The sequence below is a fragment of the Micromonospora sp. NBRC 110009 genome (genome assembly GCF_030518795.1).
Taxonomy (GTDB): Bacteria; Actinomycetota; Actinomycetes; order Mycobacteriales; family Micromonosporaceae; genus Micromonospora.
The window spans coordinates 285,898-309,254 of sequence record NZ_CP130427.1 but is presented as its reverse complement, the minus strand read 5'-3'; the positions used below and the strand labels follow the sequence as shown (position 1 = coordinate 309,254).

At 73.3% G+C, this 23,357-nt stretch carries 19 protein-coding genes; 6 read left to right on the top strand and 13 right to left on the bottom strand.

Translation table 11 applies throughout. The annotated features are described in order from the left end of the window. The first annotated feature begins 28 nt into the window (after positions 1 to 28). Entirely contained in the window at positions 29 to 1,048 is a 1,020-nt protein-coding gene (locus Q2K19_RS01405; protein ID WP_302766921.1) for a class I mannose-6-phosphate isomerase, read from the top strand. On the opposite strand, the gene Q2K19_RS01400 is transcribed toward Q2K19_RS01405, so the two are convergent. Next, positions 1,045 to 1,848, bottom strand: a complete 804-nt coding sequence (locus tag Q2K19_RS01400) for a DeoR/GlpR family DNA-binding transcription regulator (protein ID WP_302766920.1) — start codon at positions 1,846 to 1,848, stop codon at positions 1,045 to 1,047. The genes Q2K19_RS01405 and Q2K19_RS01400 overlap by 4 nt on opposite strands. 136 nt (positions 1,849 to 1,984) lie before the next feature. Between Q2K19_RS01400 and Q2K19_RS01395 the strand changes: the two genes are divergently transcribed. Genes Q2K19_RS01395 through Q2K19_RS01375 form a run of 5 tightly spaced genes read left to right on the top strand, consistent with a single transcriptional unit; the run spans position 1,985 to position 7,092 of the window. After that, positions 1,985 to 3,310 (top strand): four-carbon acid sugar kinase family protein, encoded by a 1,326-nt coding sequence (locus tag Q2K19_RS01395; protein WP_302766919.1) that lies wholly within the window; start codon positions 1,985 to 1,987, stop codon positions 3,308 to 3,310. Beyond that, the gene (locus tag Q2K19_RS01390; protein WP_302766918.1) at positions 3,307 to 4,761 is read left to right on the top strand and encodes an FGGY-family carbohydrate kinase; all 1,455 of its coding nucleotides are present in this window, start codon (positions 3,307 to 3,309) and stop codon (positions 4,759 to 4,761) included. Before Q2K19_RS01395 ends, Q2K19_RS01390 begins: the two co-directional genes overlap by 4 nt. Next, positions 4,758 to 5,648 carry a hypothetical protein gene (locus tag Q2K19_RS01385; protein ID WP_302766917.1) on the top strand — a complete coding sequence of 297 codons (891 nt, stop codon included), beginning with the start codon at positions 4,758 to 4,760 and terminating at the stop codon, positions 5,646 to 5,648. Before Q2K19_RS01390 ends, Q2K19_RS01385 begins: the two co-directional genes overlap by 4 nt. Then, complete coding sequence (locus Q2K19_RS01380; protein WP_302766915.1) at positions 5,648 to 6,439, top strand: hydroxypyruvate isomerase family protein; 792 nt, start codon at positions 5,648 to 5,650, stop codon at positions 6,437 to 6,439. Before Q2K19_RS01385 ends, Q2K19_RS01380 begins: the two co-directional genes overlap by 1 nt. A 23-nt stretch (positions 6,440 to 6,462) precedes the next feature. Continuing rightward, entirely contained in the window at positions 6,463 to 7,092 is a 630-nt protein-coding gene (locus Q2K19_RS01375; protein WP_302766914.1) for an aspartate/glutamate racemase family protein, read from the top strand. Here Q2K19_RS01375 and Q2K19_RS01370 read toward each other — a convergent pair. From Q2K19_RS01370 to Q2K19_RS01315, 12 genes are all read right to left on the bottom strand, one after another. Next, positions 7,082 to 7,876 (bottom strand): 6-phosphogluconolactonase, encoded by a 795-nt coding sequence (locus tag Q2K19_RS01370; protein ID WP_302766912.1) that lies wholly within the window; start codon positions 7,874 to 7,876, stop codon positions 7,082 to 7,084. The two genes, Q2K19_RS01375 and Q2K19_RS01370, sit on opposite strands and share 11 nt — an antisense overlap. A gap of 12 nt (positions 7,877 to 7,888) precedes the next feature. After that, entirely contained in the window at positions 7,889 to 8,878 is a 990-nt protein-coding gene (locus tag Q2K19_RS01365; RefSeq protein WP_302766910.1) for a hypothetical protein, read from the bottom strand. Next, on the bottom strand, positions 8,878 to 10,137 hold the full coding sequence (locus tag Q2K19_RS01360) for a 6-phospho-beta-glucosidase (RefSeq protein WP_302766909.1): 1,260 nt from the start codon (positions 10,135 to 10,137) through the stop codon (positions 8,878 to 8,880). The genes Q2K19_RS01365 and Q2K19_RS01360 overlap by 1 nt, the downstream gene beginning before the upstream one ends. Beyond that, complete coding sequence (locus Q2K19_RS01355; RefSeq protein WP_302766908.1) at positions 10,134 to 11,492, bottom strand: GH1 family beta-glucosidase; 1,359 nt, start codon at positions 11,490 to 11,492, stop codon at positions 10,134 to 10,136. The genes Q2K19_RS01360 and Q2K19_RS01355 overlap by 4 nt, the downstream gene beginning before the upstream one ends. Beyond that, the gene (locus Q2K19_RS01350; protein ID WP_302766906.1) at positions 11,489 to 13,372 is read right to left on the bottom strand and encodes a YyaL domain-containing protein; all 1,884 of its coding nucleotides are present in this window, start codon (positions 13,370 to 13,372) and stop codon (positions 11,489 to 11,491) included. The genes Q2K19_RS01355 and Q2K19_RS01350 overlap by 4 nt, the downstream gene beginning before the upstream one ends. Continuing rightward, positions 13,372 to 15,909, bottom strand: coding sequence for a glycoside hydrolase family 2 protein (locus tag Q2K19_RS01345; RefSeq protein ID WP_302766904.1), 2,538 nt, complete (start codon positions 15,907 to 15,909; stop codon positions 13,372 to 13,374). Before Q2K19_RS01345 ends, Q2K19_RS01350 begins: the two co-directional genes overlap by 1 nt. After that, a complete protein-coding gene (locus Q2K19_RS01340) occupies positions 15,906 to 18,368 on the bottom strand; it encodes an alpha-mannosidase (protein ID WP_302766902.1) in 2,463 nt (820 codons plus the stop codon). The genes Q2K19_RS01345 and Q2K19_RS01340 overlap by 4 nt, the downstream gene beginning before the upstream one ends. 139 nt (positions 18,369 to 18,507) lie before the next feature. Next, positions 18,508 to 19,101, bottom strand: coding sequence for a D-sedoheptulose-7-phosphate isomerase (locus Q2K19_RS01335; protein WP_302766899.1), 594 nt, complete (start codon positions 19,099 to 19,101; stop codon positions 18,508 to 18,510). Next, positions 19,098 to 20,006: an ROK family protein gene (locus Q2K19_RS01330; RefSeq protein ID WP_302766897.1), complete on the bottom strand. Its 909-nt coding sequence runs from the start codon at positions 20,004 to 20,006 to the stop codon at positions 19,098 to 19,100. Before Q2K19_RS01330 ends, Q2K19_RS01335 begins: the two co-directional genes overlap by 4 nt. A gap of 70 nt (positions 20,007 to 20,076) precedes the next feature. After that, on the bottom strand, positions 20,077 to 21,012 hold the full coding sequence (locus Q2K19_RS01325; protein ID WP_302766894.1) for a carbohydrate ABC transporter permease: 936 nt from the start codon (positions 21,010 to 21,012) through the stop codon (positions 20,077 to 20,079). Between the two features lie 2 nt (positions 21,013 to 21,014). Next, positions 21,015 to 21,974, bottom strand: a complete 960-nt coding sequence (locus Q2K19_RS01320) for a carbohydrate ABC transporter permease (RefSeq protein WP_302766891.1) — start codon at positions 21,972 to 21,974, stop codon at positions 21,015 to 21,017. After that, entirely contained in the window at positions 21,974 to 23,329 is a 1,356-nt protein-coding gene (locus Q2K19_RS01315) for an ABC transporter substrate-binding protein (protein WP_302766888.1), read from the bottom strand. The genes Q2K19_RS01320 and Q2K19_RS01315 overlap by 1 nt, the downstream gene beginning before the upstream one ends. Between the last annotated feature and the right edge of the window lie 28 nt (positions 23,330 to 23,357).

Here is a 23,357-nt window from a genome sequence, read left to right as displayed (position 1 = left end):
GAACGCGTCCCGTTGAAGGAGACCACCGATGCGACCCCTGCGCCTTGCCGCGAACACGCCGCGCTCCTTCTATCGCGGCACCGGGCGCATTCATCGCTTCCGGGGGCTGCCCGTGCCGGACGACGCCTTCCATCCCGAGGACTGGGTGGCCTCGACCACGGCCCGTTACCGGTCCGCGCCCGCCGGCCTGACCGTGCTCGACGAGGGGCGCACGCTGGCCGAGGAGATGGCGGCGGAGCCCGAACGCTGGCTGGGCCGCGAGCATGTGGCCCGGTACGGGCCGGACCCGGGGATCCTGGTCAAGCTGCTGGACGCCGGCGAGCGGCTGCCGCTGCACGTGCATCCGGACCGGCGATTCGCCCGCCGTCACCTGGCCTCGCCCTACGGCAAGACGGAGGCGTGGGTGATCGTGGACGCGGTGCCGGACGCCGTCGTGCATCTCGGCTTCGCCCGCGACGTCGAGCCGGACGAGCTGACCGGCTGGGTCAGGACCGAGCAGGTCGCCCCGATGCTCGCGGCGACGAATCGGGTACGGGTGCGGCGCGGTGACGCCGTCCTGGTGCCGGCCGGTCTGCCGCACGCCATCGGGCCGGGGATCTTCCTGGTCGAGGTGCAGGAGCCCACCGATTTCTCGGTGCTCCTGGAGCGTCAGGGGTTCGCGGTGTCGGAATCGTCCGCTTACCTCGGCCTCGGCAGGGATGCGGCGTTGGCCTGTGTGGACCGGGGCGCGTGGACGGACGGGCGCCTGGCCGACCTGAGCCGCGCTCGGCGGGCGGCGCGCCAGGTCCGGCAGGGCGTGGAGCGGCTGTTCCCGGAGCAGGCCGACGAGTTCTTCGCCGCGGAGCGGCTGCGACCCGCTCCGGTCAGCGACCTCGACCAGGGGTTCTCGGTCGTCGTGATGGTGTCCGGGCACGGCTCGCTGCGGTACGCCGAGGGGACGTTGCCGGTCACGGCGGGGGACACGATCGTGGTGCCGTTCGGGGCAGGCCGCGGCGAGCTGCGCGGCGACCTGGAGGCGATCCGCTGTCGTCCCGCTCCGGCTGCCTAGCCCGCCGCGATGAGCAGCCGGGTGCGGGATGCCAGCCGCGTCCGGTCGGCGTCGGTGATGGCGTCATCGGTGATGAGCGCGTCGAGCCGGCCGTAGTCGCAGATCGGGACCGGCGCGATCTGGCGCAGCTTTGACGAGTCCGTCAGCAGCACGACCCGTTCGGCGATCCCGATGAATGCCCGCTTCGCCTCGGCGTCGAGCGGGCTGCTGCAGTACGCCCCGTCGGGGCCCAGGCCGCTCGCGGCGAGGAAGAACGTGTGGACCCGGAGCCGGCTGATCGTGGTGATGGTGTCCGGTCCGGTGAACGTCTGGGTGGATGGATGGAGCAGGCCCCCCAGCCCGATGAGGGTCAGGTCGTCCCGCTCGCCGACTGCCCCCATGGCGGGGAGCGAGTGGGTCACCACGGTGACATCGCTTCCGGGCGGCAGCAGCCGTGCCATCTCCAGGGTGGTGGTGCCGGCGTCGATGCCGATGGTCGCGCCGGGCTCGACGAGCTGGAGCGCCTGGTTGGCGATTGCCCGCTTCTGCGCGTACTGCGCCTGCACGCGGGTGAGGAAGGGGGAGCCGGGGGCGACGCCGGTCGGTGCGAGCGCTCCGCCGTAGACGAGGTCGACGAGCCCCTGCTCGGCGAGTTTCTGCAGGTCACGCCGGACGGTGCGCTCGGACACCGCCAGCTCGACGCTGAGCTCGGGTGCCGACACGTAGCCGGTGCCGCGCATCCGGCGCAGGATCTCCTCCCGGCGCTGCGGCGCGGACGTGTAACGCAGCTCCCGATCGCTGGTGCGCTGTCGGACTGTCACGGCTAGACCGTACCGGTGGCCGGAGGCCCGACGGTCAGCCATCCGTCCACGTTCGGCCGAAAGATGTCCAACCATTGACATCTTTTGCCACCGGACGCAGAGTGGGACGGGGCCCGGCGATCGAAAGGGGCGTGGCGTGCAGGATCTCGCTGCCTGGCGAGCCGAGATCGCCGCCGACCAGCGAGCGAAGGTGATCATCGACGACGACCCGACCGGAACCCAGGCGGTCAGCGACGTGGACGTCATCCTGCGACCCGACCGGGCCACCTTCGACGAGTTCCTCGCCTCGGCGCAGCCGGCGGTCTTCGTGCTCTCCAACAGCCGGGCGTTCGCCGAGCGGCCGGCCGTCGAACTGGTCGGCGGCATCGCCCGCGCGGTCGACGCGGCGGCCCGGGACGCCGGCCGGTCCGCGACCCTGATCCTGCGCGGGGACTCGACGCTGCGCGGCCACGTGGTCGCCGAGGTCGAGGCCGTCGCGCCGCACACGCCGGTGCTCTTCGTGCCCGCCTTCCTCGACGGCGGACGCTTCACCCGCGACGGCATCCACTACCTCCGGACCGCCACCGGGGCGGTTCCGGTCGCGGACACGGAATTCGCCCGCGACCCCGTCTTCGGCTACCGCAGCGGCACCCTTGCGGACTGGGTGCGGGAGGTCAGCGGCGGCCGCCGACACGCGGTGCCGGTGCCGTTGGCGCGGCTACGCGCGCACGGGCCGGACGCGGTCGCCGACGCGCTGCTCGGCGCCGGGCCGGACGCCTTCGTCATCCCCGACTGCGTCCGCGAAGCCGACCTCCTGGCCATCGCGGCGGGCCTCGTCAGAGCCCAGAACCGCGGCGCGCGGGTGGTGGTGCGCTGCGCCGCCTCGTTGGCCGCCGCCCTGGCCGGCCTCTCCACCCGACCGCTCGACCGCATCCCGCTGCCGCCGCCCGGCCGCGTCCTGGTCGCCTGCGGCTCCTTCACCGCTGCCAGTACCCGCCAGTTGCGGGCCCTGGGTGGGCTGTGGGACCGACGCGTGGAGATACCAGCCAGCGCCCAGCGCGGCGACGACGCGCTGCTGGCCGGCGCCGTACGCGAGCGACTCCAGCAGGACGGCCACGCGCTGCTGGCGAGCGACCGGGCGCCGAGTCACGACCGGATCGCCGCCGCGCCGGAGCTGCTCATGGACACCCTCGTGGCGACCGTTCGGCGTCTCGCCGCCGAGGTGGACCTGGTCGTGGCGAAGGGTGGCATCACCTCGGCGCGGCTGGCCACCGACGCGCTCGGCGCGAGCGGCGCGTGGGTCCGGGGGCAGATCCGGCCCGGCGTGCCGGTGCGGCGCCTGCGCACGCCGCAGGGCGCCCCGTCCTACGTGGTCGTACCCGGGAACGTCGGCACCGACAGCACCCTGCGGGACATCCTCGACCGGATCACCACCGACCCCGACCCGCGGCGGTCGTTGCTCGATCAGGGCGCCGGCCGATGACGGCGGGGCAGCCGCTGCTGGCGGGCCTGGACGTGGGCACCACGCACACCAAGGCCGGCGTGTTCCGGGCGGACGGCACCCCGGTGGCGCAGCGCAAGGCCGGCACCCCGTCCGACGTCGAGGCGCTCCGGGACACCGCGCTGCGGCTGCTCGCCGAATGCGTGGCCGCCGCCGGCACCGCGCCGGTCGCCCTGGGCGTCGCCAGCATGGCCGAGACCGGCAGCTTCGTGGCCGCCGACGGCACCCCGGTCGGCGAGCTGCTGCACTGGCGGGACCGCCGGGCCCACCGGCAGGCCGACGAGCTGCGCGACGCCGTCGGGCGGGCGGCCTTCTTCGCCGCCACCGGCCTGCATCCCAGCGCGAAGCTGCCCCTGGCCCGGTGGATCTGGCTGCGGCGGCATGAACCGGAACTGCTGCGCCGCGCGTCCTGCTGGGCGAACGCGGCGGATCTGGTGGTGGCCGCCCTCACCGGGGCCGTCGCCACCAGCCCGACCCTGGCCGCCCGCACCGGCGTCTTCGACATCACCGCGATGGCCTACTCGCCGGAACTGCTCGACCTGGCGGGGTTGCGGCCCGACCAGATGCCCCCGGCCGCCGCCGACCGGGTCGCCGGACGGGTCACCGCCTCGGCCGCGGCCCGCTCCGGCCTGCCGGCCGGGACGCCGGTCGTCGTCGCCGGCCACGACCATCTCGCCGCGGCCTGGGCCGCCGGGGTGCGCGCCGTTGGCCAGGTCGCCGACTCCATGGGTACGGCCGAGGCCGTCGTCACCCCGGTCGCCGCGCCGCCGCCGGCGCCCGCGCAGCCCACCGGCACCTCGGTCGGCCCCTTCGTGGACGGCCGCTCGTACTGCCTCATCAGCGGCCTGTCCAGCAGCGGTGGGCTGGTCGAGTGGCTGCTCGACCGGTTCGCGCCCGGGACGGAGCCGGACCGGCACCGGTGGTTCAGCGACCTCGTCGGCCCGCCGGGCCGCCCGCCCACCGGCATCACCGTCCAGCCGTACCTGCAGGGGCGGGCCAGCCCCGAGCCGGATCCGCACCGGACCCTGTCCTTCCACGGCATCCGACCCGAGCACAGCCTCGCCGACCTCGGCCGCGCCGTCCTCGAAGGACTGTGCCTGCAGGTCCGCTGGATGCTCGAGAGCCAGGCGACGATCAGCGGACGCCAGCCCGACACCGTCACGGTCTTCGGCGGCCCGACCGCCAACCCCACCTGGATGTGGATCAAAGCCCAGGTGACCCCGGTGCCCGTCGTGGTGCTGCCCGGGCAGCAGTCCGCGGCGCTCGGCGCGGCCCAGCTCGCCGGGCGGGCGATCGGCGTCGCGGACACCCCGCCGACGGGACGACCGCTGCCCCGGGTGCCGGTTTCCGCGCCGGAGTGGGAGACGGCGTACCGATCGCAATTCCTCCCCCTGGTACGCGCGAACGCCCCCGACAGTAAGGAAGAAGCGTGACCGAGACACCACCGCTGACCCTGGACCGGCTCGCCCGGCCCACCGGGACGTTCGCCATGGTCGCGATGGATCAGCGCGAGAGCCTGCGGACGATGCTCACCGAGCAGGGCCACCCGGCCGATGACGCCGCGCTGGCCTCGTTCAAGCTCGACGTCGCCGCCACCCTGGCGCCGCTCGCCTCCGCGTTCCTGATCGACCGGCACCACGCCTACGCCCAGCTGGTCCGCGACCGGGTGCTGCCGGCCGGCTGCGGGCTGATCCTCGCCGTCGACGCGCTGTCCCAACAACCGGGTGGCCCGGTGGAGGACACCGAGCTGGACCCGGACGCCGACCTCGCGCAGGCCGGCCGCGACGGCGTGGTGGCGCTGAAGCTGCTGGTGACCTGGAAACGCGACGGCGGCGAGGACCGCCGGGTCGAGCTGGCCCACCGATTCGTCGAGCTGTGCCGGCAGGCCGGACTGCTGTCCGTCCTCGAACCGGTCGCCGTCCCCGCGCCGGGGCAACAGGACTTCGACCTCGAGGCGGGCATCCTCGACGCCGCCGCCGCGCTCGGGCCGCTCGAGCCGAGCCTCTACAAGGCGCAGGTGCCCCGCCAGGGGCGCGGTGACCTGTGCGATCTCGTGGCCGCCTGCGAGAAGCTCGACCGGCAGCTGTCCCGGCCGTGGGTGGTGCTCTCCAACGGGGTGGACGCGGCGGACTTCCCGACCGCGGTCGAGGCGGCCTGCCGGGGAGGGGCGTCGGGCATGCTGGCCGGGCGGGCCCTGTGGCGGGACGCCCTGGCCACCACCGACCCGGCGGCGGCCCTGCGGGAGGGCTCCGTCGCCCGGCTCCGGCGGCTCACCGACATCGTCGACCGGTACGGCCGCCCCTGGACCGAGGTTCGGTGATGCACCCGGTCGTCAATCTGGGCCTGCTGTTCACCGAGCTGCCGTGGCGGCGGCGCTTCGCCGCCGCAGCCGACGCGGGCTTCGACCGGGTGGAGTTCCCGTGGCCCCCGCTGCCGCCGGACGAGGTGGCCGGGCTGGTGCGGGCGGCGGGCGTACAGGTCGCGCTGGTGAACATGGATGCCGGTGACCTGGCCGCCGGCGAGCGCGGCTACAGCAACGATCCCCGACTGAGCCCCCGCTGGCGCGACCAGCTGCGCCGAGCGGTGGACCTGGCCCGGGACATCGGCTGCCCGCTGGTCAACGTGCTCGCCGGGCGGCGGCTGCCCGACGTGGACGAGTGGGACCAGCGGCGCTGCCTGACGGACAACCTGCGTTGGGCGGCGGATCTGGCCGCGGCTGCCGGGCTGACCCTGGTCGTCGAGCCGATCAACGACCGCGACATCCCCGGCTACCTCCTGCCCCGCGTCCCGGACGTGATCGCCCTGCTCGACCAGGTGGGCCGGCCCGCCGTCAAACTGCAGCTGGACGCCTACCACGTCGCCGCGATGGGCGACGACGTGGCGAAGACGGTCGCGGCGGCGGCCGGAGCCCTGGGGCACGTACAGATCGCGGACTTCCCCGGCCGGCACGAGCCGGGCAGCGGCGCTCTGGACGTCGAGGCGCTGCTCGCGGCGCTGGACGTCGCCGGATACGACGGCGGGCTCGCGCTGGAGTACGAGCCCACCGGGCCGTCGGCGGCGAGCCTGCGCGCCGTCGCGGCGCGCCACCCCCGCCTGGGGCCGGTCCGATGAACCGCGTCTGTCTCCTGCACACCGTGACGGCCCTTCCCGCCGTCTTCGCCGACCTGCTCCCCGGCGAGGTGGGCCCGGTGGACGCGGTCAACATCGTGGACGAGACGCTGCTGCGGGACACCATCGCGCACGGCATGCTGGCGCGCACCCGCCGGCGGGTGGCCGCCTACGCGAGGTTCGCGGAGGAATCCGGGGCGGTCGCCGTCCTGGTCACCTGCTCGTCCATCGGCGAGGCGGCCGAACAGGCCCGCGCCGAGGTGAGCATCCCGATCTACCGGGTCGACGAACCGATGGCCGTCCGGGCCGTCACCGTCGGCGGCCGGATCGGCGTGCTGGCGACGCTCACCGCCACCCTGCAGCCCACCCGCGACCTGTTGCGGCGCACGGCCGCCGAGCGCGGTGCGCCGTGCGAGATCCGCGAGTCGGTCTGCCCCGGCGCGTTCGACGCGCTGCGCCACGGCGATCCCGGCCGGCACGACGAGATCGTCGCCGCCGAGGTGCGCCGCCTCGCCGGCGAGGTCGACGTGCTGGTCCTGGCCCAGGCCAGCATGGCGCGGGTGGTCGACCGGCTGCCCGCCGAGCAGGTACCGGCGCCGGTGCTCACCTCACCCCGCTCCGGCGTGCGGCAGCTGGGCCCCTTCGCTACGGGCTGAGCTCCGCGGCGGCTGCCCGGTCGGTCCACAGCTCGGCGTCGCGGCAGGCGTGCACCAGGGTCGCCGGCCACTCCGCCTGCCAACCGGGGGCGGCCAGCACGCGCGCGACGCTGGCGGCCTTCGCCGGCCCGGTCGCCACCAACCGCACCCGCCGCGACAGCCGGGCGATCGTCGCCGGCCCGACGCTGACCCCCCGTCGCGGTACCTCGTCCAGCGCCGCGAAGTGCGGAAACGTGGCCAGGTTGTCGCGCCGGGTGGTGTCGGCGAGCGGGATCACCCGGGTCCCGTCGGCGAGGTCCGAGCCCGGCGGGTTGAAGGCGACGTGCCCGTCGGAGGCGCCGGTGGCCAGCAGGAACAGGTCGACGCCGCCGCCCGCGGCGATGCGCTCGTCGTAGCCGGCGGGGTCGAGCGGGTCGGGCAGCCACACCTGGTCGGCGGGAACGCCCGGACGGCTGCCGACCGCCCGGTTCCAGGGCTCGGCGATCTGCCGCCGCCCGAAGCGCTCGCAGCTGTGCCGCGCCTCGACCGGCACCCGGCGCGCCGGCCCCGGCGCGTCGTCGAGGTAGTCGTCCATCATCACGATGACGACGTGGGCCAGGTCCATGGGCGCCTCGTGCAGCCGGGCGGCCACGGCCCGGTACGTGCTCATCAGGCTGCGTCCGCCGGGACAGCCCAGCAGATACCGGCGGCCCTCCCGGGCCGCCTCCGTCATCCCGGTGAGGATCTCGGCAGCGAGGGCGGCGCCGAGCGCGTCGGCGTCGGGGAAGATGCGCAGTGGCGTCATTCCGGCAGCTCCTCAGGGCAGATCACGCTGGGCTCCGCGTCCCGGAACGCCGCGCGTACCGCGTCGTCGGCGGAGATCCCGAGGTGGTCGAAGCCGAGCATGGCGGCACCCGCCACGGGGGGCTCGGCAGGGACGGTCACGGTGAAGTCGGTGTCGATGTCCGGTGCGACGGCGTGGACCCTGGCGAGCAGCCGCCCGTCGGGATCGGCGAGCAGGCCGCCGCCCAGTACCAGCGCCCAGCCCGGCCCGGCGGCCGGGAACCGCCGGCGGGCGGCGTAGGCGAGTGTGACGACCTCCGCCGCCAGACTGTGCACCAGGAAGGAGGCGAGCCCGTCGCCGTCGCCGGCGCAGGCCAGGACCGCCGGGGGCGAGCTCGCCGAGCCGCTGCTCCGCGAGCGTCCCGGTGAGCAGCCGCTCGGCGACCGCCCGGACGCTGGGCACGGCGAGCTGTTCGCAGATCACCTCGCGCAGCCGGGTGTCCGCGCCCCGCCCGTCCTCGGCGCGGGCCGCCACCCGGACGGCCTCCCGGGCCAGGAAGTCACCGCCGCCGCTGAGGTCGCCGGTCTGCCAGCCGAGCCCGGGGAACTCGTACCGCTCGTCGCCGGCGCGGGCCACGCACTTGAGCCCGGCACCGCAGACGACCGCCACGGCCGGCGCTGCGGCCGCGGCACCGAGCCGCAGCAGCGCCCACGCGTCGTTGCCGACCTCGATCGACGTCAGCACCTGGTGCGCGGCGATCGCCTCGCGCCGGGCGTCGACCTGGACCGGCAGGTCCGCGCCGGCCAGGTAGTACGCCCCGTGCGCGCGGGCGAGCGCGGCGCTGGTCAGGCCGGCGTCCTGCGCGGCGATGGCCGCCAGCCGCGTGACGAGCGCGGCCGTGCGCTGCGCGCCGAGGGCGCTGCCGGGACCGCGTACCCACGACAGCAGCAGCCCGTCGCCGTTCATCAGCGCGACGTCCGTCTTGGAGTTGCCGCCGTCGACCGCCAGGACGAGCCGCGGCATCACCGGGCCCAGGGCAGGTGCTCGCGGTTCGCGGCGATCAGCAGGTCGGCCAGCCGGTCGGCGACGGCGTGCTGGCCGACGAGCGGGTGCGCCAGCAGGGCGCGGAACACCCGTTCGCGACCGCCGTGCACCGCGGCCTCCAGCGCCAGCTGCTCGTACGCGGTGACGTGCGCGACGAGGCCGGCGATCAGCGGCTCGACCGGCTCGACCGGCTGGGCGGTGGCGTCCGCCGCGGTGATGGTGGCCGGCACCTCGATGACCGCGTCCGGCGGCAGGAACGGCAGCGCCGAGCCGTTGCGGACGTTGAGCACGTGTACCCGGCCGTCGCCTCGGCGCAGCGACGCCATCAGGTCCAGCGCCGCCTGCGAGTAGTAGGCGCCGCCGCGCCGGCTGAGCAGCTCCGGCTTGCCGGTCACCCGCTCGTCGGCGTACTGGGCCAGGAGTTGGCGCTCGATCTCCATGACCTCCTGGGCCCGGACGCCGCGCGCCTGCTGCTCGGCGACCACCTCGTCGTGGGCGTAGTAGTAGTGCAGGTAGTAGGAGGGCACGGTGCCCAGGCGCCGCACCAGCTCGGTGGGCAGCCCGGTGGCGCGGGCCACCGGATCGCCGTGCTCGGCGAGCAGCCGCGGCAGCACGTCGGTCCCGTCGAGCAGGACCCGACGCTCCCAGGTCAGGTGGTTGAGTCCGACGTGGTCGAGCGTGATGCGCTCCGGGGCGACGTCGAGCAGCCTGGCGAAGTGCTGCTGGAAGACGACCGCGGCGCTGCACAGCCCCACCACCCGGTCGTGTCCCGCCTCGAGCAGGGCCCGGGTGACGATGCCGACCGGATTGGTGAAGTCGATCAGCCAGGCGGTGGGGTTGACCGCCCGTACCTCCTTGGCGACCTGAAGCATCACCGGCACGGTGCGCAGCGCCTTGGCCAGCCCGCCGGCGCCGGTGGTCTCCTGTCCCAGGCAGTCGCACCGCAGCGGCAGCGTCTCGTCCCGCAGCCGCGCGGCCTGCCCACCGACGCGCAACTGCACCAGCACGACGTCCGCGCCGTCTGCGGCGGACGCGATGTCGGTGTGCGTGCTGACCACCGCCGGGTGAGCGCCGGCGGCGAGCATCCGCCGGCTCATCCCGGCGAGCACGGCCAGGCGGTCGGCCGACACGTCGTGCAGGGCGAGCTCGGAGACGTCGAGCTGGTGGCGCCGGCGCACCAGCCCGTCCACGATCTCGGGGGTGTAGGTCGACCCGCCGCCGATGATCGTCAGTTTCACGATCGTCCCTCCGTCTCGTCGGTCGCGTCGACGACCGCGTTGGCGGCGATGACCGCCGCGTAGTAGCGGGCGCTGTCCTTGACGGTGCGCCGCTGGGTCGCCCGGTCGACGTGGACGAGGCCGAAGCGTGGGGCGTACCCCTCGGCCCACTCCAGGTTGTCCAGCAGCGACCAGTGCAGGTAGCCGAGCACCTGGGCGCCGTCGTCGATGGCGCGGGACAGGGCGCGCAGGTGCTCGCGCAGGGCGTGCACCCGTCCGGTGTCCCGCACCCGCCCGTCGGCGTCGGGTTCGGCGTTCCACACCCCGCCGTTCTCGGTGATCAGCACCGGCACGCCGTAGTCGCGGTGCAGGCGGACCAGCAGCTCGTGGAACGCGTCGGGAACGCTCTCCCAGCCGCTGTCGGTGACCGGCACGCCCTCCTGGGGGGGCAGCACCCGCCAGGGCAGCTCGTCCTGCGCGGCGGCGGTGACCCGCCGGCGGGTGTAGTAGTTCACCCCGATGAGGTCCGGCCGGTTGCCGATGACGTCGAGGTCGCCCGGGCGTACCCAGTCCATCGGCCCGATCAGCCGCTCGAACAGCTCGGCCGTGTCGGCCGGGTAGTTGCCGCGCAGCACCGGGTCGAGGAACCAGCGGTTCGTGTACCCCTCGGAGGCCCAGGCCGCCGCGACGTCGGCCGGGTCGTCGGTGGCGGGGTAGTTGGGAAACAGGCTCAGCGGGATGCCGACCCGGGCGGTGGGGTGGCGCTCGCGGATCCGGCCGGTCGCCAGGCCGTGCGCCAACAACAGGTGGTGGCCGACGAGGACGGAGGTGCGGAGGTCCTTCTCGCCGGGGGCGTGCAGGCCGAGCCGGTAGCCCAGCACGGACACCACCCACGGCTCGTTGACCGTGAGCCAGGTGTCGATCCGGTCACCGAGCAGGTCGAGGCAGACGTCGGTGTAGGCGGCGAAGGCGTCGGCGGTCGCGCGGTCGGTCCAGCCGCCGCGCTCCTGCAACGCCTGTGGCAGGTCCCAGTGGTACAGCGTCGGCAGCGGCGTGATGCCCCGGTCGAGCAGACCGTCGACCATCCGGTCGTAGTGCGCCAGCCCGGCCCGGTTCACCGCGCCGGTCCCGCCGGGGATGATGCGCGGCCAGGCCAGCGAGAACCGGTAGGCGTTCAGGTTGAGCTGCGCCATCAGGTCGGCGTCGGCGGGCCAGCGGTGGTAGTGGTCGCAGGCGTCGGCACCGGAGTCCATCCCGCGCTCGGCCGTGAAGGTGTCCCAGATGGACGCCGCCCGGCCGTCGTCGTCCACGGCGCCCTCGACCTGGTACGCGGAGGTCGCGGCGCCCCACAGGAATCCGGCCGGGAAGGTGTTCACTGCCAGTCCACCTCCGGCAGGTGCAGCGCCGCCTCGCAGCCCAGCAGCAGCACCCCGACGCTCCACGCGTGCGACAGGGTGAGCAGCATGCCCTTGGCCTGGAAGCAGGCGGTCTGGTAGTAGCGTTCGCTGGCCATGCCCCGGTAGGCGTTGAAGTCGCCGTCGGCGCGGGCGATGAACTGCCGGAAGCAGGCCAGGTTCTCCCGGGTGCGGTCGAGGTAGTGCCGGTCGCCGGTGGCGGCGGCCAACTCGACCATCTCCGGGAGGCAGATCAGCCCGTACGAGTGCAGGTGCTGGTTGCTGGGGGAGGCCTGGTCGGCGCCACGGCTGCGGAAGCCGTACTGCGCCAGCAGGGTGTGCCCGTCGAAGTGCACGTCGTAGCTGTAGCGGAAGGTCAGCATCCAGTCCGCGGCCCGGCGGGCGAGCGCCAACCAGCGCGGCTCGCGGGTGGCCCGCCACAGCGCCACGTACGCCAGCACCGCCGCGTAGCCGTCCTCCGACGTCGGCGCCAGGTCGACGTCCTCCGGGGCGCCGTGCAGGAACTCCTCCTCGACGAAGCGGGCGTAGTAGTCGCCACCCCGCCGTGCGGCCGCCAGGAAGCCCGGGTCGAGGTCGCCCGCCTCGGCGAGCGCGGCGACCCAGGTCAGCCCGGCGGCGCCGGCCCAGGACAGCACCCGGCCGTCCGCGGCGTGCAGGAGGCTGCCCAGGTTGCCGTCCGCGCGCTGGTTGCGGACCGCGACGCGGAGGTTGCTCCGCACCGCCGCCAGCCAGCCCGCGCGGTCCACGCCGGCGGCCCGCTCCGCGCGGACGGCACGGTGCAGGAACAGGGTCGCCTCGGCGAGGGTACGGGCGTGCAGGCCGCCCGGAACCGGCGTCCAGCTCTGGCCCCAACCCGTCGCCGCGGTCCACTGGCCCCAGAACGTCCCGGCCGGAGCGAGGTTGGCGCAGATGTGGTCGATCACCGCCGCGCCGGCCGCCACCTGGTCGTCCTCTCCCCGGCGGCGCCCGTGCGCCAGCAGCGCGTGGGCGTACGGGATGCCGCTGACCCACGCGACGTGCATGGCGGCCCGGTCACCCAGGCCCCGGACGTTGTCGTTGAACTCCCGGTCGAACGCCGCGGTCTCCAGCAGCACCGCCGGATCGGCGCGGAAGTGCCAGCGGTGCAGGCCGTACGCGGCCAGGTCCGCCGCCTCCGCCACGTCGACCCAGGGGCGCAGCGGCTCCGTCGCCGACCGGGCGTGCCGCTCCCGCAGCACCGGCGCGTACGCGTGCCGGTCGGCGGGCAGCCGGTAGAGGCACAGCTCCACGACGTGCCGCTCGCCCGGCTGCCACAGGTGCGTCTGGGCCAGCGGCGCCGCGGGTTCCCGACTGCCGACGTAGCTGACCGGCTCCTCCCGGTACGGGAAGTCGGCGTGCAGCTGTGCGGTGTCGCCCTCGTGCGCGAAACCGATCCCGGTCAGGCCCAGCGAGCTGCGTTCGTCGACGGCCAGCGCCAGGCCGCCGGACGCCCCCCAGACGAACACCGCGGGCGTGGCCGCGCGGTCGGCGCGGAAGCTCCAGGCGGGGGAGACGTACCGCCCGGGGTCGGCGGGCTCGTCGACCGTGCGGGCGAAGCGCGGATAGAGCCGATGGTTGTCCGCGGGGCGGTTCTCGCCGTAGAAGAGCCCGGGGATGAGCCAGTACGGATCGTCGGCGTCGGCCAGGCCGACGGAGACCCGCAGCCGTGCCTCCACCGGCACCGTGCCCCGGTAGGTGGCCGTGATGGTCGCGGTCACGCCCCCGGCGGGCGAAGCCGTCGCCGCCCGTCGCACCGCCACCTCGAACAGGTTCGGGTCGAGGCCGCTGATGTGCAGCGGAGCGTCTGTCACGGTGGCCGCCATCAGCCGACCTCGGTGATCAGTCGAGCGGGCACGTTCCAGCCGTCGAGCCGGACGCGCCGGTCCTCGGACGGCACGCCGTCCCACCGGCCGTGCAGGACCCGCTCCTCGCCGGGCAGCAGGTCGATGGCGTTGTCGTCCCAGGTCGGCCAGCCGGGCTCGGCCGCGGGGCGGGCGTCGAGCAGCCGCAGGAACACCCCGGCCGGCCCGGTCTCGTGGCGCAGCCGCAGCGTCCAGGTCGCGCCGCTGGTGTGCAGCCGGGTGGAGATGCCGGCCGGCGGCAGGGCGAGCAGGTCCCGGAAGTCGGGGCCGGCGGTGAGCAGGTAGCGGTTGGTCCGCGACTCGGTGCCGGCGTGCACGGACAGATCCAGCAGGAACGGTGTCCCGCCCAGCTCAGCCGTGGAGCACCGGATCTCGCCGAGCGGCTGGGGCCGGCCCGCGACGAGTTCGGTCGCCCAGTGCGCCTCGGCGACCTGGCTCCCGTCCAGGCGTACCACCCGGGCGGTGACGCGCGCCGGCCCGGACGCGGTGTCCCACCACGCCCACACGGTCGCCGCGAACTGGTCGTCGGTGATGCGGGGCGCCGGCAGGGCGGCGCACACGTGCAGCGGCCGGTAGGCGCGACGCACGTAGTGGTAGGCGGCCTTCGGCTCGCCGAAGTAGTCGACGGCGGCGGTGCACCAGCCGTTCGGGAACGACTCGTTGAGCTGCCAGGGCAGTACCCCGCAGCTCTCCGGTCGGCGCCGGTTGGCCTCGACGGCGTAGCGCAGGCCGTCCGCCTGGAGGAACTGACTGGCCCGGGAGAGCGCGGCGAGGTCGGTGAGGGCGTCCCCGAACGCCTGCCGCACCAGCGGTTCGTTGTTCCACCACCGGCCCAGGTGGTCCCAGACGGGGTCGCCGGCCGTGGGCAGGACGCGCTGCGGGGCCGGTACGACGGACTCGATCGCCCGGACGTTGCTCATGCCCTCCACGCCGAACTCGCTGAGCAGCAGCCCGCGGCCGGAGTCGTAGAGCCGGTAGTGGTCGGACAGTCCCTGGTGTTCCCAGGGTCCGTGCACGTCGTGCTGCTCCGGGCTGGTCCGTACGCTGTCCAGCGTGTTGCCGAACACCGGCCCCGACGGGGAGGTGGGCAGCCACTGCCGGTCCGGGTCGAGGCGCGCGACGACGTCGTGCAGCGCGGCGAGCACCGGGGAGTCCGCGTCGGTCAGCGGTACCCCGTCGGCCCGCTGCAACTCGTTGCCGCCGCACCAGATGGCCAGGCTGGGATGGTTACGGCGGGCCGGGACGATCTGTTCGGCCTCGGCGACCATCCGGGCCACGAAGCTGACCTCCTCGCTCGGCACGCTGCGCATGCCGGAACTGGACTGGGCGAACTCCTGCCAGACCAGGATCCCGAACTCGTCGCACAGGTCGTAGAAGAGGCTGCTCTCGATGAGGCCGCCGCCCCACACGCGCAGCATCGTCACCCCGGCGTCCCGGGCGAGCCCGAGCAGGTGGCGCAGTCGGGCCTCGTCGACCGCGCCGTAGAGGGCGTCGGCGGGCACCCAGTTCCAGCCCCTGATGTCGCTCGGCCGCCCGTTGACGGTCAGCCGGTAGGGCAGGGCCGTGGCGGGCGCGTCGGCGTCGCGGCTGAAGCGTACGTCCCGGAAGCCCAACCGCAGCTGGTGCTCGTCGCTGCGTGCTCCGCCGCCGTCGTGCAGCGCCACGCGCAACGCGTACCGGTGGGCGTCGCCCCGGCCGTTGAGCTCCCAGCGCAGCGGCGCGTCGACCTGGAGGGCGACCTCGGTCACCGGGCCGTCCAGCGGCACCGTGGCCTTGGCGACGGTCGCGCCGGCCGGGTCGTGCAGCGTGCACTCCGCGCTCGCACCGGTCGCCGCGCCGTCCACCGAGACGGTCACCGTGACGCGTCCCGTCGTGTCCGTCACCGTGGGTCGCGCCCACACGTCGGCCAGCCGCAGCGGTCCGGTCGTCCGGAGCCGGACCGGGCCCCACAACCCCTGGTGCACGATCCGGGGGCAGAAGTCCCACCCGTAGCCCATCCGCCCCTTGTGGACGTTCACCTGGGCGGTGTAGCCGACCTGCGGCTGGCTCACCGGCGCGGCATCGACGACCACGGCGAGGGTGTGCTCTCCGGGGCCCAGTCGCCCGGTCACCTCGACCGTGCGGGGCACGAACGTGCCCTCGTGCACGGCGATCCGCTCGCCGTCCAGGTAGACCGCGGCCGAGTAGTCGATGCCGTCGAATTCGAGGAACGCCCGCTCGGTGGGCGCGAGCCCGGCGGTACGCAGGCGGGTCCGGTACACCCACGTCCGCTGCGGCACCCACTCCGACAGCAGGCTCTGCGTGCCCACGTAGGGGGAGGGGACCTGGCCGGCGGCGAGCAGGTCGGCGAGCACGCTGCCGGGGACCCGGGCAGGGATCCACCGCCGCTCGTCGTCCTGGCCGTCGCGGGCGTGCAGCTGGGCCCGGTGCAGCTGCCAGTCGTCGCCGAGGAAGCCGCGCAGCCGCCAGCCCCCGGTCAGGGCAGTCACCGACGTCATTCCCGCTCACCGTCCGGCTCGTCGGGTCCGGCCCCGGCCGCCGTCGGCCGCTCCAGCAGGTCGGCCTCGACCGGGGGCCGGGCGGGGTCGCGCGGGACGAGCAACGTCTTGATCTCGTGCGGGCCGAACTCGGCGGTGATCGTGCGGCCGAGGAACGGCAGGTCGATGGTGGCGTTCGCCGCCGCACCCGCAGTCTCGTAGCCCCGGACCACGTAGTCGCCGGTCTGCTCCTCGGCCTGCTTGACCACCGTGACGACCACGTTGTCGGCGTCGGTCACGGCGGCGAAGCAGCGCTGCTGGGGCAGCGGACCGTCGTGGCACGACTCCAGCAGGGCGACCGGCGGCTGGTCCAGTTCCGCCGCGGCCCGCACGGTCCCGGCGGCCCGCCAGTCCCCGGCGTGCGGCAGCAGCCGGTAGGTGAACCGCTGCACCCCCTGGTCCATGACCTCGTAGTCGTCGTCGGCGGCGGGCAGGGGCTGCGGGGTGTGCCAGGCGTAGGCCGGGCTGCGCAGCGCGGTGAGGCCGATGTCGCCCCCGGTCACGTCGACACCGAACCTGGCGTCGTTGAGGACCGACAGGCCGGCCGGGCGCCCGCCCAGCGTGCCGGTCACGTCCACCCACGAGTGGCTGACCGTCTCGTGCCCGTCGGCGACGCGCTCGACGTGCCCGTACGGGACCGCGTGGGTCGCGGTGACGTCGGTCAGGCCGGTGGGGAAGCGCAGCTTGAGCATCCGGAGGCGTTCGTGCCAGTCGATGGTGACCCTGACCTCGACGTGTCGCGCGTCCGCGGCCAGCACGAAGTCCTCGGTCAGCGTCGAGGCGCCGTAGGCGCTGCGGACCCGGAGCACCTGCCGGACCGGGCCGGTCTCGATCCGCCGCACCGACATCGGGGTGAACGCGCCGATCACGTCCCGGTAGGAGATGACGCCGTGGCCCCAGGTGTCGGTCGGGTCGTTCAGCACGACCGCGTGCCCCGAGCGTGCCGCGTCGCCGCTGATCAGCTCCGCGTCGGTGGCCTTGTCCACGAGGCTCGACAGCCACCCGGTCGCCGGGTCGACCACCACCCGCAGGTGGTCGTTCTCCAGCACCGTGTCGCGCTCCACCGCCGCGCCGGGGGCGGTGCGGTGATCGGGATACATGCGGTAGAGCCGGTAGCCGAGCGGCGGCAGCTCCACCGGCACCACCAGCCGCCGGCGGCCGCCGGTCACCGTCGTGGACCGGGCGGACTGCACGGGGATGCGGTTCTGCGCGTCGTCCTCGGCCACGATCCCGCCGTTGCCGAGGAAGCTGCCGAATTCGACCTCGACGGTGGTCCGCACCGGCCAGGGGTGCGGGTTGAACACCGCCAGCGGCGTCATCTGGTCCTCGTCGGGGATGTCGATCTGGCGGCTGATGCGCTGGATCGCCTGGTTCTGCAGGCGGGCCGCGATCGACCGCGCCTCACCGAGCTGGTCGCGCGCGTCGTCGTACGCGCTGGGCAGTGCGGTGCCGGCCGCGGTGTCGTGGAAGTGGTTGAGCAGGACCTGCCGCCAGGCGTGTTCGAACTGGTCGGTCGCGGGCGGCAGGCCGGTCGTCGCGCTGGCGACCGCGGCCCACTTCTCGGCGGCCTGCAGCGCGTGTTCGGTCTGCCGGATCAGCTTCTTGATCCCGGAGTGCGCGGAGTAGCAGCCCACCGCGTGCGGCTGGATCTCGCCGTCGAATTCGGGCAGGTCCCGTCCGGTGGCGCGGGCCGCGTCGAAGAACGCCCGCACCGTGGAGAAGAGCATCTGCGGGAACTGGTCACTGCCGTCCAGCTCCCGGATGCTCTCGATGTTCGCCCGGGTCGGACCGCCGCCGTGGTTGCCGACGCCGTAGAAGCACATCAGCGGGTCGGTGGTGTGCGGCAGCTGGGCCAGCGCCTTGCCGACGTGCACACCCAGATGCCCCCCGGGGCTGCAGTACTCGTGCGGGATCCGGTAGGCCAGCACCCGGGAGCCGTCCGCCGCCTGCCACCAGAACGTCGGCCCGGGCAGCGCGGCCTCCTGCGGCTGCGGCCGCATGAACACGTAGCTGTCCATGCCGGACTTCGCCAGCAACTGCGGGATCACGGCGTTCTGCCCGAACGGGTCGACGTTGCAGCCGACCGAAGCCATCCGCCCGAACTTCTCGGCCAGGTACCGCTGGGAGTACAGCCCGTGGCGGACGAATCCCTCGCCGCCGGGGATGTTGCAGTCCGGCTCGACCCACCAACCGCCGACGATCTCGAACCGGCCCGCGCGTACCTGCTCCCGCAGCGCCGCGAACAGGTCGGGATCGTGCTCCTCGATCCAGGCCAGGTAGCCGACCGAGTCGCAGGTGAAGACGAACTCCGGATATTCGTCGATCCGTTGCAGGGCGGCGCGGAACGTCGCCCGCACCTCCTGGTAACCCTCCTGCCACGGCCACAACCACACCGCGTCGATGTGGGCGTTGCCGATCATGTGCAGTTGGCCTCGGGTGGCCCGGCCGGCGGGAGGCGCCGACTGGCGGGGCATCGCCGATGGCCGACGGGTGCCGGACTGCGGTTGCGCGCGGAGCATGTGGATCGGGGATCCCTTCCGGTGGTGCGGTGCGCGATGGTCAGCCGGGCGCGACGGCCCAGCGGTCGATGTGTTCGCTGAGGAGATGCAGGAGCAGGACGTGCGCCTCCTGGACCCGGGCCGTGCGTTCGGACGCGACCGCGAAGACGTGGTCGGCGTGCCGCGCGGCCGGTCCACCACCGGCCTCCGGGTGCCCGGTGAACAGGACGGTCAGGGCGCCGGCGTCGCGGCCGGCCCGCAGGCCGGCGACGACGTTGGGGGACCGGCCGCTGGTGGTGAAGGCCACCACCACGTCGTCCGGCCGGGCCAGTGCCGAGACCTGCCGGGCGAAGACAGCCTCGAACGAGTAGTCGTTGCCGATGCAGGTGGTCACGGTCGGGTCGGTGGAGAGGGCCACGGCGGGCAGCGGGCGCCGCTCACGGCAGTACCGCCCGATGAGCTCACCCGCCAGGTGCTGGGCGTCCGCCGCGGAACCCCCGTTGCCGAACGAGTAGACGGTGCCGCCCCGGCTCAGGCGGGCGCAGATCTCGTCGCCGAGGGCCTCGACGTCGGCCACGAGCTTGCGGACGGACTCGATCACCGTGAGGTGTTCGTCGACGTGGTGTACGAGCGGGGACCGGTCGTCGGGAGTCACGAGTGCGTTCCCTCCTCGAGGTGGAGAAGTGCGGACGCCGCCGCGCCGACCACGCCGACGGTCTCACCGTGCGAGGCAAGTTCCAGCCGGGCGGCGGCGCCGGCCGGTCGCATGGCCTGCGCGAGGGCGGCGCGGCGGACCGGCACCAGCAGGGCGTCGCCGGCCCGGGTGACACCGCCGCCGAGGACCACGAGCTGCGGCTCGACCACGTTGATCATCACCGCGATGGCGCGCCCCAGCGCGGCCGTGGTCTCGTCCCAGATCTGCCGGGCCAGCCGGTCACCCTGCGCCGCGTGCGCCGACACGGTCTCGGCCGTGACCACGGCGACGTCGCGCATGGACGAGGCGGAACCGGTGGCCAGCGCCTCGACCGCCCGGCGGGCGATCGAGGTGCCCGAGGCGTACGCCTCGATGCAGCCGCGCTGGCCGCATCCGCAGACGCGCCCGTGCCAGTCGATGATCACGTGGCCGAACTCGCCGCCGTTGCCGGCCGCGCCGCGGTGGACCCGGCCGTCCAGGACGAGGCCGCCGCCCACGCCGGTGGACACGGTGAGGTAGAGCATGTGCCGCACACCGTGCCAGGGCCCGAAGCGGTACTCGCCCAGCACGGCGGCCGTGCCGTCGTTCTCCAGGAAGGCCGGACGGTCGTAGGCGCCGGTGACCAGCTCCACGATCGGCACGTCGTCCCAGTTCGGCAGCCCGGGCGGGCCCTGCACCCGGCCGGTCACCGGGTTGAGCGGGCCGCCGCAGCCGATGCCGACCGCGGCGATGTCGGTCTGGCTGTGCCCGGACGCCGCCAATGCGTCGTGACCGAGTTTCAGCAGCCGCTTGATGACGGTGTCCGGCCCCTCCTCGACCCGGGTGGGCACCCGCACGAAGGAGAGGAGTTGCCCGGTGCGGTTCATGACACCTGCCGCGAGCTTGGTGCCACCGATGTCGAGCGCCAGTACGTGATCGCAGAACGGCACGCTGTCGTCAGCCCTTCCGGCCCTGGGTGGCGATGCCCTCGATGATGTGTCGCTGGGCCACGGCGAAGATGATGAGCATCGGGAGGGTGGCGATCAGGCTCGCCGCCATGACGATCTCCCAGTGCTGTTCGCCGCCCTGGCCGAACGTGTCGATGACCGACTTGAGCCCGCGGGGGATCGTGAACAGGGAGGTGTCCTGTAGGTAGATCAGTGGCTTGAGCAGGTCGTCCCAGCTCGCCTGGATCTCGAAGACGAACACGATCGCGAGGGCCGGTCGGGACAGTGGCAGGGCGATGCGCCGGAACAACCCGACGAAGCCACAGCCGTCCACCCGGGCGGCCTCGAACAGTTCGCGGGGCAGCGACAGGAAGAACTGGCGCAGCAGGAAGATGTAGAACGCCGAACCGAAGATGTTCTGCGCCCAGAGCGGCACCTGGGTCCCGGTGAGGCCGAGCTTGTTCCAGATCAGGTAGACCGGGATCATGGTGACGGCCTGCGGCAGCATCATCGTCGCGAGCACCAGCCCGAACAACACGTTGCGCCCGGGGAACCGGAAGTACGCGAAGCCGAACGCCACGAGGGCGCTGCTGATCGTCACGGTCGTGGCCGCGGCGACGCCCACCACCACGCTGTTGCCCATCCAGGTCAGGACGGGCGCGTAGTCCCACACGTCGGCGAAGTTCGACAGTTGCACGTCGCGGGGGATCAGGGCGTTGTCGAACACCTCGGTGCGCGGCTTCAGCGAGGCGCTGATCAGCCAGACGAAGGGGTAGGTGAACACGACGCTGGCGAAGGCGAGCACGACCAGGTACGGGGCCCGCTTCCAGAACGGCCCCTGGTCGCGCCCCCCGGACTCCGGGCGGACGCCGTCGACGCGCTGCCCGGCCGGCGGGTCGACGGGGGCCGCAGCCGCGGCGGTCAGGTGGGGAGGCGAAGCGGTCATGGTCAGTCCCTTTCGCCTTCGTAGTAGACGAACCGGCGGGAGACGCGCACCTGCACGGCGGTGATGATCATGATGATCAGGAACAGCAGCCAGGCGAGCGCCGAGGCGTATCCCATGTGCAGGAACCGGAAGGCCTGCTGGAACAGGTAGATCACGTAGAACAGCGCGGCCTCGTTGGAATAGGTGCTGTTCTGCTGCGCGCCGAAGAACATGGTGTAGGCCTCGTTGAACATCTGCAGCGCGGCGATCGTCTGCACGATCAGGGTGAAGAAGAGCGCACCGCTGATCATCGGGATCGTCACCTTGCGGAACTTCGTCCACCTGCCCGCGCCGTCCAGCTCGGCGGCCTCGTAGAGGTCCTTGGGCACCTGGCGCAGCGCGGCGAGGTAGATGACGACGGTCCCGCCGAGGCTCCAGAGCGTGGTGATGACGAGGCCCGGCTTCACCCAGTGGGTGTCCGTGGTCCAGTTGGGACCATCGATGCCGAACACCCGCAGCGTCCGGTTGAGCAGCCCTTCCTGCCCGTTGAGCAGCAGCAGGAACAACGCGCCGACGGCGACCGTCGGCGTCATCTTGGGCAGGTAGAAGACCGTCCGGAAGAAGCCCGAGGCGCGCCCCACGCGGTTGAGCACCAACGCGAGGGCGAGCGCCACGGCCATCGACGCCGGCACGAACATGGCCGCGTACACCAGGGTGTTGCCGAGCGCCTTGGCGACCTTCGGATCCTCCACCAGCTGGCGATAGTTCTCCAGCCCCACGTTCTGCGGGGAGTCGATCGCGTTGTAGTCGGTGAACGACAGCACGAGGCTGGCGATCATCGGACCGAGCGTGAAGATGAGGAACCCGACGATCCACAGCGAGATGAAGCCGTAGGCGGCCCGGATCTCCCGCCAGTTCCTGGTGCGGCGCGCGCCACCCGGAGTCAAGCTGCGGGTGGCGGCGACCGATGTCGATGCGGCCATCACTTCGCCGCGCTGAAAGCCTTGCTCGCCTCCGACTGCGCCTGCTTCATCGCCGCGTCGGGCTTCTGCTGGCCGGAGAGGGCCCGGTTGACCGCGTCCTGCCAGGCCGTCTTGATCTCACTGCCGGCCTTGGAGCCGACGACGGCGAACGCGTACTCGGTGGACGCGTAGTAGTTCTCGATCGCCTTGTCGAAGCCGGTCTGGCCGGGCTTGACGTACTTCGCCTTGATCTGCTTGTCGGCCTCGGGGTTGGCGGTCCAGAGGCCGGTGAACGTGGACTTGTTCTTCTCCACCGTCGCCTGGCGTGCCTCACCGGCCTTCAGCCAGGTGTCGGTGCTGGTCATGGTCTTCATCCAGTTGACCGCCGCGGCGGGGTTCTTGGCGCCCTTCGGCAGGCACCACGCGCTGCCGCTCTCGAAGCTGATCGGGTTGCCCTGCCGGTCGGTGAACGGCAGCGACTGCAGATCGACCTTCGGTGACGCCTGGACCAGGACGTTCACCAGCCAGCCCTCCCAGGGGAACGCGCCGGCCTGGTTCTTCACGAACTGGTTGCTGGCGCCGAAGAGGTCCCAGGTGTCGCGGAAGGCCTTGAACTTCGACCAGCCGCCCTGCTCGTTGATCAGGCTCAGCGCGTACGTCAGGGCCTCGATGACCTTCGGGTCCTCCAGGTTCGGGGAGCCGTCGGGGTTCACCAGGTCCGCGCCGTTGGCCTTCGCCCACAGGGGCAGGAACTCCGGCAGCTTCGGGTCGAACCCGATCCGGGAGATCCGGCCGCCGGTGGCCTTGTACAGCTTTACGGTGCTGGTGTGCAGCTTGTCCCAGTCGGAGGTGTTCAGGTCCGTCAGCGAGAGCCCGACCTCCTGGAGCGCCTTGCCGTTCGCCAGGATGTTGCGGGTGTTGTAGAACTCGGGAACGCCGTAGACCTTCCCGTCGACCGTGACCTCCTTGATCGCGGCCTCCCGGTAGTTGCCGGTCTTGACCCCGGCGCTGGCCAGCTTGTCGTCGAGCGGCTGGATGGCCCCCTGGGAGGCGTAGCTGCCGATCAGCTCGCGGCTGAGATACACCAGGTCCGGGGCGTTGCCGGTGGCGACCGCGGAAAGGAACTGCTGCGGGTCGAAGTCGCCCTCGTTGATGTTGAGCTGGACCTTCGGATAGGCGCTCTTGAACGCGTCGATGCGGGCCTGACCGACGTCGTCGGGCTTGCCGAAGCCCATCGTCGACAAGGACCCGCTGTCGCCGCCCTTGGTGGCGTCGCTGTTGCTGCTGTCGCTCTTGTTGACCCCGCCGCAGGCGCTGATGCCCAGCGCGAGCGCCCCCATCGAACCGGCCAGAAGACCCCGTCGGGTGATCGTCATCGTCACTCCTCAAAGACGGCGGATGTCC